This window comes from Paenibacillus sp. NRS-1781 (genome assembly GCF_050467745.1).
GTDB lineage: Bacteria > Bacillota > Bacilli > Paenibacillales > Paenibacillaceae > Paenibacillus > Paenibacillus terrae_A.
Map to the genome: position 1 here is coordinate 69,714 of NZ_JBITPI010000012.1, position 17,279 is coordinate 86,992.

16 protein-coding genes and 1 pseudogene are annotated in these 17,279 nt (G+C 47.9%); 6 read left to right on the top strand and 11 right to left on the bottom strand.

Features of this window, described 5'->3' with window-relative positions:
* Positions 1–33: 33 nt before the first annotated feature.
* Positions 34–1,122 carry a site-2 protease family protein gene (locus ACIFO6_RS03930; RefSeq protein WP_430038371.1) on the bottom strand — a complete coding sequence of 363 codons (1,089 nt, stop codon included), beginning with the start codon at positions 1,120–1,122 and terminating at the stop codon, positions 34–36.
* A gap of 173 nt (positions 1,123–1,295) precedes the next feature.
* On the opposite strand from ACIFO6_RS03930, the gene ACIFO6_RS03935 reads away from it, so the two are divergent.
* The gene (locus tag ACIFO6_RS03935; protein WP_430038373.1) at positions 1,296–4,658 is read left to right on the top strand and encodes an SNF2 helicase associated domain-containing protein; all 3,363 of its coding nucleotides are present in this window, start codon (positions 1,296–1,298) and stop codon (positions 4,656–4,658) included.
* A gap of 153 nt (positions 4,659–4,811) precedes the next feature.
* On the opposite strand, the gene ACIFO6_RS03940 is transcribed toward ACIFO6_RS03935, so the two are convergent.
* The 3 genes from ACIFO6_RS03940 to ACIFO6_RS03950 form a co-directional block, all read right to left on the bottom strand.
* Complete coding sequence (locus ACIFO6_RS03940; RefSeq protein WP_430038375.1) at positions 4,812–5,762, bottom strand: ring-cleaving dioxygenase; 951 nt, start codon at positions 5,760–5,762, stop codon at positions 4,812–4,814.
* Between the two features lie 46 nt (positions 5,763–5,808).
* Positions 5,809–6,435, bottom strand: coding sequence for a nitroreductase family protein (locus tag ACIFO6_RS03945; protein ID WP_430038377.1), 627 nt, complete (start codon positions 6,433–6,435; stop codon positions 5,809–5,811).
* Between the two features lie 137 nt (positions 6,436–6,572).
* A complete protein-coding gene (locus ACIFO6_RS03950; RefSeq protein ID WP_430038379.1) occupies positions 6,573–6,944 on the bottom strand; it encodes an MmcQ/YjbR family DNA-binding protein in 372 nt (123 codons plus the stop codon).
* A gap of 129 nt (positions 6,945–7,073) precedes the next feature.
* On the opposite strand from ACIFO6_RS03950, the gene ACIFO6_RS03955 reads away from it, so the two are divergent.
* The 3 genes from ACIFO6_RS03955 to ACIFO6_RS03965 all read left to right on the top strand — a co-directional run bounded on the left by ACIFO6_RS03955 (position 7,074) and on the right by ACIFO6_RS03965 (position 9,610).
* Positions 7,074–7,955 (top strand): metal-dependent hydrolase, encoded by an 882-nt coding sequence (locus tag ACIFO6_RS03955; RefSeq protein WP_430038381.1) that lies wholly within the window; start codon positions 7,074–7,076, stop codon positions 7,953–7,955.
* A 459-nt stretch (positions 7,956–8,414) separates the two neighbouring features.
* Entirely contained in the window at positions 8,415–8,687 is a 273-nt protein-coding gene (locus ACIFO6_RS03960) for a 3-methyl-2-oxobutanoate hydroxymethyltransferase (RefSeq protein WP_430038382.1), read from the top strand.
* On the top strand, positions 8,687–9,610 hold the full coding sequence (locus ACIFO6_RS03965; protein WP_430038478.1) for a ketopantoate reductase family protein: 924 nt from the start codon (positions 8,687–8,689) through the stop codon (positions 9,608–9,610). Before ACIFO6_RS03960 ends, ACIFO6_RS03965 begins: the two co-directional genes overlap by 1 nt.
* A gap of 67 nt (positions 9,611–9,677) precedes the next feature.
* Here ACIFO6_RS03965 and ACIFO6_RS03970 read toward each other — a convergent pair whose 3' ends face one another.
* The 7 genes and pseudogenes from ACIFO6_RS03970 to ACIFO6_RS04000 form a co-directional block, all read right to left on the bottom strand.
* Positions 9,678–10,241 carry an NADPH-dependent FMN reductase gene (locus ACIFO6_RS03970; protein WP_430038384.1) on the bottom strand — a complete coding sequence of 188 codons (564 nt, stop codon included), beginning with the start codon at positions 10,239–10,241 and terminating at the stop codon, positions 9,678–9,680.
* Positions 10,242–10,339: 98 nt separating this feature from the next.
* Positions 10,340–11,347 (bottom strand): AI-2E family transporter, encoded by a 1,008-nt coding sequence (locus tag ACIFO6_RS03975; protein WP_430038385.1) that lies wholly within the window; start codon positions 11,345–11,347, stop codon positions 10,340–10,342.
* A 56-nt stretch (positions 11,348–11,403) separates the two neighbouring features.
* Positions 11,404–11,571, bottom strand: a pseudogene (locus ACIFO6_RS03980) (phosphate-starvation-inducible PsiE family protein); the annotation flags it as partial.
* A 67-nt stretch (positions 11,572–11,638) separates the two neighbouring features.
* Positions 11,639–12,133, bottom strand: a complete 495-nt coding sequence (locus ACIFO6_RS03985; protein ID WP_430038387.1) for a DedA family protein — start codon at positions 12,131–12,133, stop codon at positions 11,639–11,641.
* Positions 12,134–12,139: 6 nt separating this feature from the next.
* Positions 12,140–12,664 carry a CDP-diacylglycerol--serine O-phosphatidyltransferase gene (pssA, locus tag ACIFO6_RS03990; RefSeq protein WP_430038389.1) on the bottom strand — a complete coding sequence of 175 codons (525 nt, stop codon included), beginning with the start codon at positions 12,662–12,664 and terminating at the stop codon, positions 12,140–12,142.
* Positions 12,665–12,688: 24 nt separating this feature from the next.
* The gene (locus ACIFO6_RS03995; RefSeq protein ID WP_430038391.1) at positions 12,689–14,458 is read right to left on the bottom strand and encodes a sensor histidine kinase; all 1,770 of its coding nucleotides are present in this window, start codon (positions 14,456–14,458) and stop codon (positions 12,689–12,691) included.
* Positions 14,455–15,135, bottom strand: a complete 681-nt coding sequence (locus ACIFO6_RS04000) for a response regulator transcription factor (protein ID WP_430038393.1) — start codon at positions 15,133–15,135, stop codon at positions 14,455–14,457. The genes ACIFO6_RS03995 and ACIFO6_RS04000 overlap by 4 nt, the downstream gene beginning before the upstream one ends.
* 195 nt (positions 15,136–15,330) lie before the next feature.
* Here ACIFO6_RS04000 and ACIFO6_RS04005 point away from each other — a divergent pair, with 195 nt between their 5' ends.
* Positions 15,331–16,674 carry a glycoside hydrolase family 30 protein gene (locus ACIFO6_RS04005; RefSeq protein ID WP_430038395.1) on the top strand — a complete coding sequence of 448 codons (1,344 nt, stop codon included), beginning with the start codon at positions 15,331–15,333 and terminating at the stop codon, positions 16,672–16,674.
* A 155-nt stretch (positions 16,675–16,829) separates the two neighbouring features.
* Positions 16,830–17,219 (top strand): winged helix-turn-helix transcriptional regulator, encoded by a 390-nt coding sequence (locus ACIFO6_RS04010; RefSeq protein ID WP_014279676.1) that lies wholly within the window; start codon positions 16,830–16,832, stop codon positions 17,217–17,219.
* The last annotated feature ends 60 nt before the right edge of the window (positions 17,220–17,279 follow it).

Genomic DNA, 17,279 nt, shown 5'->3' on the forward strand with positions numbered 1-17,279 from the left:
GTTAAAAATAGCAAAATTCCGCGCCTTTTTTCATTACAGCCTTACATCCCCTATATGCTGATGCACCACATACATCATCCCCATCAAGAACAAGGCCAGTCCCAAATAACCCATCCCGAATTTCCAGCGTGATGACGTGGGTACCTCATAATATTTATCATTTTCAAACGGAAGGTAGTCAATCTCACACAGCAGTTTAAGCTGATACGCATCCGGTGTCGGGATATGCTCCACACCATTCAGCCTTACATCCTGGACAAGACACTGCTGTGGCAGCAAAAGCGTCTGCTCCACATCCAGACTTTCCATATACACCGTCACATATTGCTGTCCTTCCAGATCCGAGTAGGTATTAAAGGATAGTCTACGGGTATGCTCCGGTCCGGGTAGCGGGTATCCTTGCTCATACAGATGCTGTACGTTAACTAGCGGCTTTTGCAATGAAGATAGGAGCTTGACCTCTCCTTTATTGCGTTTAACATATTTTTTGTACAAATCGTAGGCAAAGAGCGCCCATATCAGGAAAAATAAAAAGGATTTTAAATACACAATGACGACGATTCCACCCAACAAGCCTACTAGCCACAACCACCGCGTTACTGCCGTGGAAATTCGTCCGCCGTCGAGCGGGTGAATCGGCAGCAGATTGATCAGATTCAGAAAAAAACCAATATACGCCAGTGCATACAATAGCGGACTGTCCGTTGCGTAGGCTCCCGCGTATACCACCATAGCCCCAACCGTGCCCAGTAGCGGGCCGCCCATCGCCACATACGCCTCTGTTTGCGCATCCAGGGGATGCCGTTTCATCGTAATCAGCGCACCCAGAAAAGGGATAAACAACGGTGCCGATACCGGAAGTCCTTTCCGCTTGGCAGCCCATACATGCCCCAGCTCATGCACGAACAGCAGCAGCACAAAACCAACCGCAAAGCCCCACGGGTACAGCAGCGCGTAGAAGCCAATCGTCGTCGCCATAGATAACAGCGCACCGCCGAATTTACCGAATTTCAATAGAGCCAGCAACGACTTCCCCTTCAAAAGAAGCAGCGCCGCCGCACTGCCTAGATACCATTTGGATGAGCCGGATTTGGAATTAGCCTTTTTATCTTCTTCTTGCAAAAGCGTCCGCCTCCTTTCTATACACTTCCATTGTATCCTGCTATGTACAGCTTGTAAAAACAATATCAAAATATTCCAAACAGCGCCCAAATAACCATCCGCATGTGTCCACGATCACGCCTGTTCTGTTATCATAAAAGAAAACGGAACGACTCAAGAGAGGATTGCGAACCATGAGCTTTGAACTTACCCGGCGGGTCATTAGACAGCTATGCAGTCAAGCCGCTTATGACGACGGGGACGCCTATTATCGGGCCAAAAGAGTGGCCTTCACCCAAATAGATCATGATGATGGTGTGTATGAGGCTACGATCAAAGGAAATCGCTTCTATGCCGTTGCCGCTATGATCCGTCCTAACGGCAATATCCGCGCAGAATGCACCTGTAGCACATTTCAAACCACCGGACGGTATTGTAAGCATATTACTGCTGTTCTTATTAACGTCTATGAAATGCTGAGCGGAAAAAGTCTGTCTGTGCGTTCTTATGCTTCCAAACTCCATTCGGACATGACCCCAGACTCAGTAGAAGGAACTGAAGCAGACGGAATCTATACTGCTTCCGCTGCTCCGTATGATCACGCCCGGACGGCACGATTCTCCGGTATCACGCAGAGCGACCTCCAGCTGACCGACAGTATGCTAAAGCTATTCAGCAGCAAGAAGCCGCTTCGCAGCACCCTTACCCTGCTGGATACCCGCGCTATTCTGGATTTTCAGTTTGTGATTCGTCCCTTTGCCTATGGTTACCAAAAGTACATGTTTGGTATAGAAATGAAAGCCGGGCCCAAACGATTGTATATCGTCCAGAAAATCCGTCCGTTTCTCGACAGTATTGATCGTGGCGACAGCTACATGTTTACGAGAAACTTTTCATACGAGCCTCAGTTGTACCGATTTCGACTCGAGCATGACGCTATTCTTCAACAGTTGGTTCAGGTTCGTCGTAATGAGAGAATGATCCGGGAAACCTCGGGTACGTATTCGTCCTCTGGCAGCCATATGAGTGGAGAACGGATGCTGCTCATTCCACCTGCGGCCTGGGAAAAGCTGCTCCCCTTGCTGGCAGCAGCACAGGGCGTCCAGTTTGAAATTCACGGAAACACAACCGAGGGTATTCCTCAGTCGGACAGCATGCTTCCGCTGCAATTCGAATTCGATAGAGCCGAGACTGACACCGAGGGCTACCAGCTAAGCATTCAAGGGCTGGATGATCTGACCATTATGGAGGACTACGGCATCGTCATTGCCGATGGCAAGCTCGTAAAGCAAAAGAATGATCCGCTGCAACGTCTGTCCGAGCTAAAACGGATGGTCGAAGTCCATCATAAGCGGAGGATTCAGATTGCAGCGGAACAGATGGAGTCCTTTATGGATAAGGTTGTTCCCGGGCTGATGAAGCTTGGACGTGTCCACATGACACGTTCTGTCTCTGAGCGGGTTACACAGCAGCCTTTAAAGGCGAAGCTATATCTGGATCGGGTAAGAGACAAGCTGCTGGCTGGACTGGAGTTCCAATACGGGGAGATCATCGTGAACCCACTGGAAACCGACGAGCGGAAGCCCGACAACGACCGTATTCTGATACGGGACGGGGAGCAGGAACAACAAATTTTGGATCTGATGGAGCATAGCTCCTTCGCCAAAACTGACAGTGGATATGTTATGGAAGATGAGGATGCGGAATATGATTTTCTATATCATACAGTGCCACAGCTGGAAAAGCTGGTAGAGGTATATGCCACAGGTGCTGTTAAATCGAAAATAAACAATACCCTGCCCACCCCGAAGGTACGAGTAGAGCTGGACGAACGCACCGATTGGCTTGAATTTAAATTTGATATCGAGGGCATTCCGGAATCCGAAATCCGCCAGCTGCTAAAATCATTGGAGGAAAAGCGAAGATATCACCGCTTGCCGAATGGCGCTTTGCTACCGCTGGAAACAGAGGAATACATGGAACTGATCCGGTTCATGAACGAAACGGGAATTCGCAAAAGCGACCTGGATGCCGCACAAATTCGCATCCCCGTTACGCAAGGACTGTATTTAATAGATCCCCATGACCAAGGGAAGAACCTGACGCTGGGCAAAACGTTTCGCCAACTGCTGGAGAATATTCGTAATCCAGATCATCTCGACTTTCCAGTACCCGACACACTTGCACCGATCCTCAGAGATTATCAGGTTTACGGCTTTCAATGGCTCAAGACGCTGGCGCATTACCGTTTCGGGGGCATTTTGGCAGATGATATGGGACTGGGCAAAACGCTGCAAAGCATCGCCTTCCTCGTCTCCGTGCTGCCGGAAATCCGTAAGCAGCAGCTTCCAGCCATCATCGTGTCTCCTGCGTCACTGGTGTACAACTGGCGGAATGAGCTGGAGAAGTTTGCACCCCATATCCGTGTCGCTATTGCAGACGGCACCGCGGATGAGCGTAATCGAATCATTAGGGACGCAGCGCAGTATGATGTCATTATCACCTCCTATCCTCTGCTGCGTCGGGATACGGACTTGTACGGCAAGCTATCGTTCCACACGCTGATTTTGGACGAGGCGCAGGCATTCAAGAACCATGCCACCCAAACAGCACAGGCTGTGAAGGATGTAACAGCCCGTTACCGTTTTGCTCTGACTGGCACACCGGTGGAAAATACATTGGAGGAGCTATGGTCCATCTTCGATGTGGTATTTCCCGAGCTATTTCCCGATGGAAAAAGAGCATTTCACAATCTCACCCGGAATGTGATCGCCAAGCGGGTACGACCGTTTCTGCTGCGCCGCCTCAAGAGCGACGTCCTGAAGGAGCTGCCTGAAAAAATCGAATCCGTTCAGGTGTCGCGGCTCCTGCCGGATCAGAAGAAGCTGTATACCGCCTATCTGGCCAAGCTTAAGCATGAGACATTAAAGCATCTGAATGAGGAAGGCTTCCAGAAAAACAGGATCAAGATCCTTGCGGGTCTGACCCGGCTTCGCCAGCTCTGTTGTCATCCGGGCTTGTTCATTGAGGGCTACACCGGAAGCTCAGCCAAGTTTGAGCAGCTGCTTGAGATCATTACGGAATGCCTTAGTTCAGGCAAGCGGATGCTCATCTTTTCACAATTCACGACGATGCTTCAAATGATCGGACGTGAGCTTGCTCAGGAAGGAGTGTCCTACTTTTATCTGGACGGGCAGACTCCCGCTTCGGAACGTGTGGAGCTGTGCAGCCGTTTTAATGAAGGAGCACGCGATCTATTCCTGATATCTCTGAAAGCAGGAGGAACCGGCCTGAATCTCACCGGGGCAGATACCGTCATTTTGTATGATCTGTGGTGGAATCCCGCTGTAGAGGAACAGGCTGCCAATCGCGCCCACCGGATGGGCCAGAAAAAAGTCGTGCAGGTGATTCGTCTCGTCACGCAAGGTACGGTAGAGGACAAAATGTATGAATTACAGCAAAAAAAGAAAAATCTCATTGACCAGGTCATCCAGCCGGGACAAGAAACCCTTTCGGCACTGACCGAGCTGGAGATTCGTGAACTGTTAATGATCTAGACAGGTTTACCGCTATGAAGCCGAACTTTTAAGACAGCTCATGGTGTATGACCGCACTGGAAAGATCCAAAAGCGAAAAGGTCCAATTGCGGTAGAAGCACCCCGCAATTGGACCTTTTATTACTTATCCTGATGTGTCGTGGTCTATCCTAATTAATCCTGCTTCAATACTCTAACTTCAACGGGAACCAGATGAGACTCAATCAGGGAACGCTGTGACTCAAACCACTCTGGCAGCATCAGCTTGTGACCCAATTCATTCAATTCCTCATCTACAGTGAAGCCGGGCGGATCGGTCGCAATCTCGAACAAAATACCACCTTGCTCGCGGAAGTATACTGCATTGAAGTATTGGCGATCCACAATACCGCTCGTCCCAAAGCCATGCTGGCGAACCGTTTCGTTCCACACCTGATGCTCCGCATCGTCCTGCGCACGCCAGGCGATATGGTGAACCGTACCCGCACCACCGTTGCCCCACGGTACATCTTTGACCGGAATGTCGATCAGATTGCCCAAATCGCCAGTCGCCTGATAGCGAATGTAGCCTGCATCTGCATCTTCTCCGATGGGAGTCATGCCCAGAACGTTCTCCAGCACGCCTTGCGTATGCTTGGAATTAGCACTGAACAGCACGGCGCCGCCAAAGCCCTTGATCGCTTTATCCGCAGGCACGCCGCCTGCTGTCCACGTGTTCGCCGGGCCTCCTTCCCGCTCCACCAGTTCCAAATGCAAGCCCTCATTGTCTCGGAGCTGAATGAATGACTCTCCAAAACGAGTGGCCTTCGAGAAAGACACCTTCAAGCTGTGCAGACGATTTTCCCAGTATTCCAAAGCACCGGAAGGTATGACATACGTCGTAATTCCAACCTGTCCGCCCCCAATCTTACCCCTGCGTGTACCCGGCGCCGGAAAAAAGGTAATAATCGTTCCTGGGCTACCTTGTTCATTACCAAAATACAAATGATATACTTCAGGAGCATCAAAATTAATCGTCTTTTTAATTAATCTCAATCCAAGCACGCCTGCGTAAAAATCAACATTGCCCTGCGGATCTGCTGCAAAGGACGTGATATGATGAATTCCTGCTGTTTTCAATGACATCTCAGTCACTCCTTTTCCTCATCTAATCTGATTTTATTTATACATTTCAAAATCCGTTGTAGCTGACAAATTGCCCAACTGGCTTACGGTATCCACGTGCACGCTGACCAGATACATCTTCTTTCCCCAAGGTAATCAGCATAGCTGGCACAAAATTCTCAGGAATATTCAATACTTCCCGTACCTTCTCCGGGTCAAAACCGATCATCGGGCAAGTGTCCCAGCCTTTGTCCTTGGCAATCAACATAAATTGCATGGCAGACAGGCTGGCATTACGGATCGCTTCTTCTCTTTGGAAGACAGTTCCCCGTTCGCGATAGAATTGGGTTACCGATTCCACCGTGCTGTCATATTCCTGCTTGCTCAGGACGCCCAGGTTCAGAAACCCTTCATTGAGGTCAGCTACTTTCGTATACGCCTCGGTATCCCCCAGTACCACAATGGTCGCCGAAGCCGTTAATATTTTATACTGTTTACTTGCCTCATCATGCAGTCTTTGTTTCACATCCGAATCCTGAACCACGATATAGCGCGCATGCTGTAAATTAAAAGCCGATGGAGCAAACTTCACCAGCTGAAATATCTCTTCCAGTTCTTTTTGATCTATTGTTACATCAGGAATGTATTTAGAAGCTGATCTTCTCTCTTGAATAATATTCACCAATTCGCCCATGTTCCCGTTCCACTCCTTAATATTATTTTTAAATCAATTATCTTTAAATTAAGAATATATCTTTACGTGTTTTCTGTCAAGTAAAAATGTTCGATCTTCAAGCCTCTTATTGATCCCACACTTTAACCTCACACCTTTCACAGATCGGTTGCCCGTATTCTCATTGTAATGGCTTCACGTTGCGCTTTGGTCAAGCTTTTGAAAACCAGCTCGTACGAATGGTCTATCATGCTGTACAAATCCTCCAGCGGGAAAGTAGAATCGACCGTTACCGTGTTCCAATGCTTTTTATTTAAATGATATCCCGGCTTTATCGCCTCGTTTTGCTCACGCAGGTTTTCCGCAATAACCGGATCACATTTCAGAGATACTTGGCAAATACCGTTCGCTTCTCTCAGGAGAGCAAATACTTTGCCTCCCACCTTCAGCGCCAGTGGCTCAGGACCAAAAGGGTAATCCTCTATCGCTTCTTTTTTGCCTAGACCATATGCCACAATCTTCTCATACATCAGTATTCTCTCCTCTGCTCAGTCATCATCCTATGAAGCTATTTGTGCCCTATTATATCACCTCCGCACTCTCCAAATACACCAGGACCATGCTACAATTAAAGTATCTGTGCCAAAAGGAGAGTCATTATGGATACTATTACACATACACTGTTCGGCTTGGCCTTATACGGCGCAGTCAAGAAGGAGGACATGACGCGCAGGCAAAAGGGCGCACTGCTATTCACCACCGTTGTTGGCTCGCAAATCCCTGATATAGATGTGATTTCTGCGTTGTGGGATGTGTCGGGGCGATACCAGATGTGGCACAGGGGTCTTACCCATTCACTGTTCCTCGTTCCCGTGTGGGCGGCATGTATTGCCCTGCTGGTGCGCTTGCTCTTCCGACAATCCGGCTGGCGGTGGTTTGGAATATCCCTGCTGGCGGTGTTCATTCACGATACGAGCGACCTGTTTAACGCTTGGGGCACGGGGTATTTTGAACCTTTCTCGCAGATGAGAGTGACCTTCGGGACGATTCCGATTGTGGACCTTGTTCTATGGGCGTTGATGCTGGCGGGGTTCCTCTATGTCCGCTTCCGGCGTTCTGCTCGAATTTCCTCGATGGCCGTCTACCGGATCGTCTGGGTGCTGATGGCGCTGCATTTCACCGTCCAGACTGCCCAAGGCATGCTCATTCTGCACCAGCAAAAGACACAAGCACCTTATGAGCAGGCAGCGCTATCTGCCGATTTTGTCCCGGGTGTGTTCACTGTGATTAGCAAAAAGGACTCCGTAGTCACCCTGAGTAAAGGCTCCCTGTGGACAGGCTTTCGTACAGTAACAAAGCTGCCATCCCAGGACCAGGCTAATCTGGATGCGCTGTTTGCCAGCAATCCAAAGGCACAAACGCTTGTGCAATGGTCGCCCTTCGTGGTCGTTGTAGACGACGGAAAGCGTCTGGGCGTATACGATCCACGTTTCTATCGAGAGGGTCAATCCTTTCTGTACGAATTTATCGACCGTCCATGAGTTCGTGAGCTCGTGCAGGTCTAAAGATTTAACTATATTTTATATACTGTATCTGCAAGCTGAAGCCCTTTCGCTTCCCATTAGGAAGTTGGAAGGGTTTGTTCTGTTCGTATTGCAGAGAAAGTTATGCAAGAACCCTATATTTTGATACACTTCCGTGAGAGGCTGTATCGACAACTTCGAACGGTACTCTAGTTTAGTGTAATTCAATATGTAGATGTGTGAGCCTATGGAGGTGAACTCGTTGGATTTTGCTCTGATCCGCAAGGACCGAGACAAAAGAACGGTCGCAAATTGACTCTTTTTTTGCCTTTCGGACCTTTTCGGCCATGTGCTGAAAGGTTTTTTTTGTGATCTAAAACATAGATAGGGAAAGGATTGAATGTAACCATGGCAACTCCAAAGGCGCTTAATATTTTGCAATTGAAGAAAATGAAACGAGAAGGTTTACCTATAAGCATGATTATGGCATATGATTATCCGTCTGCTGGTTTGGCTGAGGTAGCTGGTGTAGTCTGCCATGACATGCTGCAATACTCCTCTTCTTACCGGGAGAAAAAATTCGTAAAAACATATTCGGATATAGGTACTCTGATCCGCGACAGCATCGGGCAATATGTCAAGGACGTGAAGGACCGTTCTTTTCCGGGCGAAGAGCATGTTTTTAAGGCAGATGAGAACATAGTAGAACGACTGTACGGGAATGCAAAAGTAAAGGCAGGGACCCTATGATGCGAATTTTGATTGTAGGTGCAGGGGCTATTGGAGGCTACTTCGGAGGACGTCTTATTCAAAAAGGAGAAGACGTAACCTTTTTCGTACGTCCTTCCAAAAAGTCTAGTTTGAAAGCAAACGGTCTGATTGTTAAAAGTGTTCATGGGAATTTTCACACGCCAATCCGTGCTATTACATATGGTGAAGCTGTCGAGCCGTTCGACTGCATTATCGTTGCGGTCAAAGCGTATCATCTGCCCCAATTGCAATTCGATCTTGAGCCCTATATCGGTGAACATACCATGATTCTTCCGTTACTTAACGGTTACGAACATTTTGACTCTTTACGCAAGCAATTTGGTCCGGAAAAAGTGCTGGGAGGACTTTGTTATATCGAAACTACGCTAGATCATGATGGTTCTGTCGTTCAGACAAGTCCATTCCACCGTATCGTCTTCGGTGAATGGAACGGCGTGCAATCAGAGCGTACACAAATACTGCTGAATCATCTTGATCATGCAGGCTTCATAGTCACACGAAGTCAGGATATCCAGCGTGAAGTTTGGCAGAAATATATATTTGTTGCCAGCTTGAGCGGAATCACAACACTAATGGATACCTCTGTCGGGACTATACTTGCCACGGCAGAGTCACGTGCTATATACGAAAAGCTGCTGCATGAGATGGTCACACTTGCTCGCAACGCAGGGATACCGATTGATTCAGAGATGGAAGCTCATACATTGAAAACGATGGAGTCCTTACGACCAGAGATGATGTCATCCATGCAACGTGATATGCATAAAAAGCTTCCGATTGAAGCGAGTCACCTGCATGGTTCACTTCTTGCATTGGCTTCTGGCAGTAATGATGCATATCCGATACTTGAAACGGTATATGCCCGATTAAAGGTATATGAGAGCTTATTGGATACTATCTAACATTTGATTAAGTTAAAAAGCAGATCCTTCCATGATGTGTTCATGAAGGGTCTGCTTTTGTTTTACTCTATACTGTCTGTCTCGAACAAGTTTGGTCAAGCCCTTGAAGTAATGCTTGTAACTCCTGCCTGGTTTCAGAATCGGTAATTACGCCTTCCTGATTTAGCTTCAATGTGATATGCGGAATCATGACCTTTCCATTTTCCACAATCTCGGCATTGATCATTTGCAGTGTTAGCAACAGAGAGGCATGGGCCAGATTCCCACCCATAGGAGAAGGTGACGCGCTAATAACTGCTGTAGGTTTATTTACAAATTCGCCCGAAGAAACGATCCAATCCAATGCATTTTTCAAAGTACCCGGAACACCATTCCCATATTCCGGCGTACAGATCAATACCCCATCCGCTTCTTTCAGTTGTTCCCGCAGCTCCTTGACGGAAGCCGGCCCGTCTTCTACATCCAGATCCGGGTTAAAATGAGGAAGCTCACCCAATCCGTTATACATCGTAAATATCATATTCTCTGGCGCTAACCCAATGGTAGCCTTTAATAAGGCTGTATTGGAGGACTTTTGACGAAGGCTCCCCGATATAGCCAGTACCTTGATTTTCTGATCCACCCATATCATCTCGTTTCCTTATTTAACTCGCAACATCTTTTGTACTCAGTGTACTACAGATAGCCCAGAATTAAAAAATGCCTGCGGCTTCGCAAGCATTCGTCAAATCAGGTATCCTTCTCTTGCTTGCGCTGTACCCCGATCAGATCGAGGAAGAAGACAAACAGCGGGATACCAACAATCAAGCCCCAAATTCCAATCAGATGTTCAGAGAAAATTAGGACGACAAAGGTAAAGAAAATCGGTAAATTGGTTTTGGATGACATCAGCTTCGGATTCAAGTAGTAGGCTTCAATCGCATGGATCACCACAATCAGAATAATCAGGTAGATGACATAATGAATGCCTCCGACGCTAAAGGCAATCAGACCGAGCGGCAACAGTGAGATGAACACACCTGCCACCGGAATCAGACCCAATACGAAGATGATCAATGCAAGACCGAGCAGATTGGGAAAACCCATAATCCAGAGCGCAATCGTGGTCAATATACAGTTAATCAGTGAAATCAGCAGTTGAGCCTCCAGCACCTTCCCGAACGTACCCAGGAACATGCGGCCAAAGTGACCCACTTCTTCAAAAAACCACCCCAGCTTGCTATGCTTAAACGTAGCTGTAAAGCGTGTAATATAGGATTTTTCCATCAGGAAGAATAAGCTCAAAATTATCGACACCAGCAGTTGTGTGCCCAGTTGACTTACTTTCATGACTGCATTCAAGCCAGGCTCAAATAGCCGTTGAACATTCAGCGTATCCATAAATTCAATAATCGTTTCGTTCCATTGGTTACGATCCGGGTACATATATGCTTGCTGAATCATGAGGTACACCTGCTTGACCTGCACGCTAATCAGCGGCACCATCCGATAAACTCCCCATATGATGATCAGAATCAGCAATACGTACACCAGTAGCAGCACAATCGTAGGCGGCACATTGGCGAACCGCTTAATCAGCTTGCTCACTCCGTTATATATACTGCCGATCAGGATCGTAAGCAGCAGCGTTAACAAAATAATATTCATCATGCTTCTTAATAAAAACAACGCCAAAATGATTATTGCAAGGACGGCTACCCGTCTAACACCCGCATGATTCATCCAATTTCTTACCATTCGTCTTTATTCCCTCTCTCCTTCTTGACTGTCAACCTTGTAATCTGTCCTAACGATTAGCTTTCTCTTTTTAACAATTTACTGTTAGCGATCAATAGAGAACCTACCATGACCAGGATGGCAATGGACCACCAAAATGTATTCTTGGCATCATCGTGATCTACAATAATGAGTCTGATGACAGCCGTAATGCCAATATAAATGAAATAACGTAAAGTAAAATGGACCATGTTTCTTTATTATATTATCGGTGGAATACATGAAAAATGCTACATTACTTTTGGTATAACCTTATTGAAAGTGTATATTCGCTCCGGTAATATAACCAATCGAGATAAAAATAAGGGTCCATACGAGAGAGCCCGCGCTTGCGACCAGTATATATTTTCGAACAGGCATTGCGCTAATTCCAGACAAGTAGCTTGTCACATGCCTGACGCCCGGAATGAAATAACCGACCAGAAGGGTCCACAGCCCGAAGCGTGCAAACCACCCCTTCACCCTTGCAAACCGCTTCGGTGTCAGCCCGACCCACTTGCCGTGCTTATCCACTAATGGCTGTCCCAGCTTTTTGCCGAGCGTGTAGCTGATCATCATGCCTGTCATGGCCCCCATAAAGCTGACCAGTACAGACATTGAATAATTCAGTACCATAATAGAGGACAGATAGCCGACAAAGACCATAATAATTTCATCAGGAACTGGAAGACCGATAATCCCGAGAGCAAGAAGTGCAAAAATAGCAATGTACCCGTATTGTGTAATCATGCTCATGGCCGACTCCATAGGGTGCTACCTCCTGATCGGTTTTTTTTTGAAGGACGGGAACGGAATACGGCTAATCATCAAGAAAGACAGCACTACCATGAGCCCAAGCAATAATTCGGGTCGCAAATGCTCACTCCATAAAAACATAAAGGACAAAATAACGCCCGCAGCCGTAATGGGCATGCCTACGAAGCCTGTACTAAAAGCCATCAAGTTGAATCTTGCCAGCCTCACTGCACCGCATATCACAAACAAAACAGCCACAAGCGGCCCCATCCAATGTGTACCTCCCAGTTGGTAGAACAAGGTCAAGAAAGCAGGAGCAACGCCAAATGAGACCACATCTGCCAGCGAATCTAGCTGCTTGCCAAAATCACTGGAGCAATGCAGCAGCCTTGCCAGCAAGCCGTCTAGCACATCCCACAAAGCAGCCACCATAATTAGAATAAAAGCGGTCATATATTGTTCATGAATCGTGTAAAACAGGGATAGTACCCCTGCCCCCAGATTTGCCATCGTGCATAGTGAGGGCAACCAATTCCATTTCATAGTGCTTGACTCCTTTGCCATAGCTTAACCTCCGAATATGACGACAAAACGAACACCATCCCTGGTATTCTCCGCCCTATAGCGAAAATCGTGCAAATCCAAAATCCGTTTGACGATCGACAGTCCCAGTCCGGTTCCCCCTGTCTGACGGCTGCGTGAAAGCTCGGCCCGGTAAAACCGTTCCCAAATCTGCTCCAGCTGATCGTCGGGAATCGTTTCTCCTTTATTTTCAATGGAAAAGGTATTGATTTCCCCGGAGCCTTCGATACGGATCGTAATCGAGCTTCCTTCCTCGGCATGCCGGATGGCATTGATGACGAAGTTGAAAATCACCTGCTCCAGCCATCCGGCATCGGCATGAATCGGCAGCTCATTAGCAGGGATAATGACTGCTTCCAGATGCTTTTCCTTTAGCAGATGGAACAGCTTGTCCACGACTTCCTCCACCAGCTCGCTCAGTATAAAGGTCGTTTTGCGAAGCTTGAGGGTACCGGATTCCAGCTTGGCGAGGTCCAGCATATCCTTGACCAGTCGCTCCATTTTGTCCGCTTCCTCCACAATCACCTTGATATAGTGGTCCTGCTTCCCGGCACTAACGCCATCCTGTAGCCCTTCGGCGAAGCCTTTAACAATACTAAGCGGGGTCTTCAGTTCATGAGAGGCACTGGAAAAAAAGTCCTGCTGCACAGCCTCCATCCTCTGTTTCTGCTCCATGTCCTCAACCAGTTGCTGGTTAGCCTCCTGAAGCTCGCGCAACGCGGTGTCCAGGTTCTGGGACAGGGTATACATGCTGTAGGACAGGCTGCCCAGCTCATCATTTTGCCTTATCGGTGTATGGGCTGTAAAATCGAGCTTAGCCATCCGCTTGGCGGTTTTGTTCAAGGCAATGAGCGGGCGGGTCACCATTCGGGAATAGAACAAGGACAAAATAAGAATTAGCGCAAAACCCCCGATGCCCAGGTACAGATAGAACCAGCGCAGAGCTTCATTCGTCTCGCTGATTTCCTGCAACGATGTCACTGTGAATAGCAGGTCGATCTCTCCGGTGCTTTGTCGCACAGGATGGACAATGACCGCATTACGCACACCCGTCCAAGGCTCCTTCCACTCTTCCTCCAGCACTTCAAAATTCTTGAGCTTTTCCAAATGGGTCTGCGATAAAGGAAACCATTCCTCCAGCGCACTAAACAGCAAGCCTTGCCGCTGGCTCCAGGTTTTCAGATCCGGCAGCACAATTTCGGTCACCGTACCGGACAGCCTTACTCTCCCCTCTGTGCTCGACGCTTCCGAGGTGGTTCCTATATGTTTGGAGCCAGGCTTTTGAATGCCTGCCGGATAAATGAAATAGGCAGAAGAGATGCCGTCAGTTTCCAACACTTCACCTTCAACGGTTAATGAGTCACCCGACTGAATCCGGGCTGCCCTCAGCTCATCTCCAAATTGGTTCATAAACAGAGACAGCGATATTTTAACGATCTGCCCGTCTGCTTTTCTAAGATTGATGTGGAATGGGTCATCCAGCTTTACTTTGCCGTCCAGCGTGACAATAGCTAGCTGGTTCTTATTCTGAAGCATAAAGCGAGCTGCCTCCCGCGAAACCCTGTCCGAGCCCCAAGCTTCCCTGACATAGCTCTGACTGAAGCTTTGCAAACGGCTTTCCACACGTCCAATCTTCTGCTGCTGATAAAATTTTTCAAAAAACAGCAATTGGCACAAAATCACCATGCCGTAAAAACAAAGAAAAAATGCAACGGTCATAATGAACAACTTAAAGGTAACTCCCCGTTTGTTCATTCTTCCTCCTCAAATCTGTAGCCTGTACCAAAAACAGTCCGGATATGGCGTGATTCACGGCCCAGCTTGCTTCTCAGCTTTTTGATATGCGTATCCACGACCCGCGTGTCTCCTTCAAAGTCGATTCCCCACACCCGGCTAAGTATCGCATCCCGTGAAATGACCATACCTTTGTTATGTATAAGCAACCGCAGCAGTTCATACTCCTTGGGCGTCAGCTCGACTGCCGCCTGATCTACCTCAAGCCGATGAGCCATCGTATTGAGAATGGCTGTGCCGAACCGCAGGACATGCGACTCAGGCAGCACATGGCCCTCCACCCTTTTCATCAGCGCGTTCGCGCGGGCGATTAGCACCTTGGGGCTAAAAGGCTTGGTAACGTAGTCATCTGCTCCCAGCTCAAAGCCCAATATTTTATCATCATCACCGGATTTGGCGGTCAGCAAAATGATCGGCACCCCGGAACGGCTGCGAACCTGACGGCATACCTCCCAACCATCCAGCTCCGGCATCATAATATCGAGTATGATCAGGTCGGGCTGCACCGAATCAAACCAAATTAGCGCATCTTTTCCATTGCCTGCTTCATAGACTTCCCAATTGTTCTGTTTAAAATAATCCGCAATGACTTCACGGATTCGAATTTCATCCTCCGCGAGAAGAACCCTTTTTTTCAATTGATTTACCTCTTTCGGTCATTCTAGGACATCAGCATACCAAAGACATGTGTTCTTAATGTGTTCTTGGCACTTCGGATCAGCAGAATACAGCTTGGATTAGGGCAAATTTGTCTTGGCTCAGACCATCTCACCTCCTATGATCCTACCCTATAATAAGAAGAGATACAAAAAGCGTTCACAGGAGGGTAATACATGACCAATCAGACCATTCAGTGGTTTTCCACTTCCAAAGCTCAAGCTTGGCAATCCCGATCTCATCATCTTAGCGAAACTCAAGCACAGGCCAACCTGACCATCACGGGGGAAACGCATCAGCTCGTCGAAGGCTTTGGCGGCTGTTTTAATGAACTGGGCTATGTGGCCTTGAACCATTTGGAGAGCGACGAACGGGAGCAGGTGCTTCATTCTCTCTTCCACCCGGAGGGTGAGCACAAATTCACGATTTGCCGACTCCCTATTGGAGCCAGTGACTACGCGCTCGAATGGTACAGCCACAATGAAACGGATGGCGATGTGGAAATGAAGCACTTTTCCATTGAGCGTGATCAGCAGTATCTCATTCCTTTCATTCGGGAAGCGTTACAGCTTAACCCGGACTTGAAGCTGTTCGCTTCACCCTGGAGCCCACCGACATGGATGAAATCGCCCAAGGCTTACAATTACGGCACATTGCGCTGGGAAAAAGATATTTTGAAAGCGTATGCATTGTACTTCGTTAAATTTGTACAGGCTTACCGCGAGGCAGGCATTACGATTCATCAGGTCCATGTTCAAAATGAAGTCATTGCCGATCAAAAATTCCCTTCCTGTGTATGGACCGGAGAACAGCTGCGTGAATTTATTCGCGACTATTTAGGCCCTGCCTTCGAGGAGTACGGACTGGATACGGAAATTTGGCTGGGTACCATTAATGCGCCCGATCCGTGGAAGGAATTAATGAAGAAAACATCCACCGGATTCGATGAATATGCCCATACCGTGCTGAGTGACCCGGAGGCCTACAAATATATTAAAGGCGTAGGCTATCAGTGGGCAGGTAAGAATGCCATCCAACGCACCACTGCCAGCTACCCAGAGCTTCGTTACATGCAGACAGAAAATGAGTGTGGGAACGGAGAAAATTCGTGGGACTACGCCAAATATGTATATAACCTGTACCAGCACTACTTCACCAATGGCGTGAATGCTTATATTTACTGGAACATGGTCTTGGAGCCGAAGGGCAAGAGCACATGGGGATGGGAGCAAAATTCGATGATCACCGTTGATCCGGCGGATCGTAAGCGTACCCTGAACCCGGAATATTACGTGATGAAGCACTTTTCTCATTTTGTATTGCCGGGTGCGAGACGCATTGGACTCCATGGATCATGGACGGGAAATGCCGTTGCTTTCCGCAATGCTGACGGACAAACGGTAGTGGTCATTGCCAATCCGTTCCACGAATCGCGTGTGCTGAATCTGTCCGCTGGAGAGGCTACACATCATTTCGAGCTGGAGCCGGAATCATTTAACACCATCGTCATTCCTTCTTAACCGTCGCAGGCTTCTCAACTGTTCGTGCAGCATCACGTGTCACTGTCCGGTCCGTCCGTATCCAAAAGTATGGTTAGTTTCCAAAATGGATGTATCCACTTTTGCGTATAGTAGCCATAAATAGTATACTTGGAGTAACTACGGACAGGAGGTCGATGAACATCACTACTGTAAAAGACCGGATTGATTTGAAGCTGATTAATTGTGATAAGGAATTGACCCTCGCCGTCATCGGCGGGAAATGGAAGCTGATTATTTTGTGGCATCTCGGCTTGGAAGGCACCAAGCGGTTCGGTGAACTGAAAAAGCTGATCCCCCACATTACGCAAAAAATGCTGACCAACCAGCTGCGCGAGCTGGAGGAGGATAAACTCATTCTTCGTAAGGTCTATCCTGTCGTCCCTCCGCATGTGGAATACTCACTGACCGAGCATGGCGAAAGCCTGATTCCGGTACTGAGAGCGATGTACGATTGGGGATCAAACTATCGCGAGAACGTGATTTGGAAAGAAGAAGAAGCGATTCAGGACGTAACGCCCGTTTAATCAGCTTAACTATACATTTTCGTGATGAAGACAATCCTGGGATAGGGATATCCGGGGTTG

Bases quoted from the DNA above. Each gene is read 5' to 3' on its own strand.
- ACIFO6_RS03935 (WP_430038373.1), top strand. From the start codon at position 1,296: ATGAGCTTTGAACTTACCCGGCGGGTCATTAGACAGCTATGCAGTCAA.
- ACIFO6_RS03940 (WP_430038375.1), bottom strand. From the start codon at position 5,762: ATGTCATTGAAAACAGCAGGAATTCATCATATCACGTCCTTTGCAGCA.
- ACIFO6_RS03945 (WP_430038377.1), bottom strand. From the start codon at position 6,435: ATGGGCGAATTGGTGAATATTATTCAAGAGAGAAGATCAGCTTCTAAA.
- ACIFO6_RS03950 (WP_430038379.1), bottom strand. From the start codon at position 6,944: ATGTATGAGAAGATTGTGGCATATGGTCTAGGCAAAAAAGAAGCGATA.
- ACIFO6_RS03955 (WP_430038381.1), top strand. From the start codon at position 7,074: ATGGATACTATTACACATACACTGTTCGGCTTGGCCTTATACGGCGCA.
- ACIFO6_RS03960 (WP_430038382.1), top strand. From the start codon at position 8,415: ATGATTATGGCATATGATTATCCGTCTGCTGGTTTGGCTGAGGTAGCT.
- ACIFO6_RS03965 (WP_430038478.1), top strand. From the start codon at position 8,687: ATGCGAATTTTGATTGTAGGTGCAGGGGCTATTGGAGGCTACTTCGGA.
- ACIFO6_RS03970 (WP_430038384.1), bottom strand. From the start codon at position 10,241: ATGATATGGGTGGATCAGAAAATCAAGGTACTGGCTATATCGGGGAGC.
- ACIFO6_RS03975 (WP_430038385.1), bottom strand. From the start codon at position 11,347: ATGGTAAGAAATTGGATGAATCATGCGGGTGTTAGACGGGTAGCCGTC.
- ACIFO6_RS03985 (WP_430038387.1), bottom strand. From the start codon at position 12,133: ATGGAGTCGGCCATGAGCATGATTACACAATACGGGTACATTGCTATT.
- pssA (WP_430038389.1), bottom strand. From the start codon at position 12,664: ATGAAATGGAATTGGTTGCCCTCACTATGCACGATGGCAAATCTGGGG.
- ACIFO6_RS03995 (WP_430038391.1), bottom strand. From the start codon at position 14,458: ATGAACAAACGGGGAGTTACCTTTAAGTTGTTCATTATGACCGTTGCA.
- ACIFO6_RS04005 (WP_430038395.1), top strand. From the start codon at position 15,331: ATGACCAATCAGACCATTCAGTGGTTTTCCACTTCCAAAGCTCAAGCT.
- ACIFO6_RS04010 (WP_014279676.1), top strand. From the start codon at position 16,830: ATGAACATCACTACTGTAAAAGACCGGATTGATTTGAAGCTGATTAAT.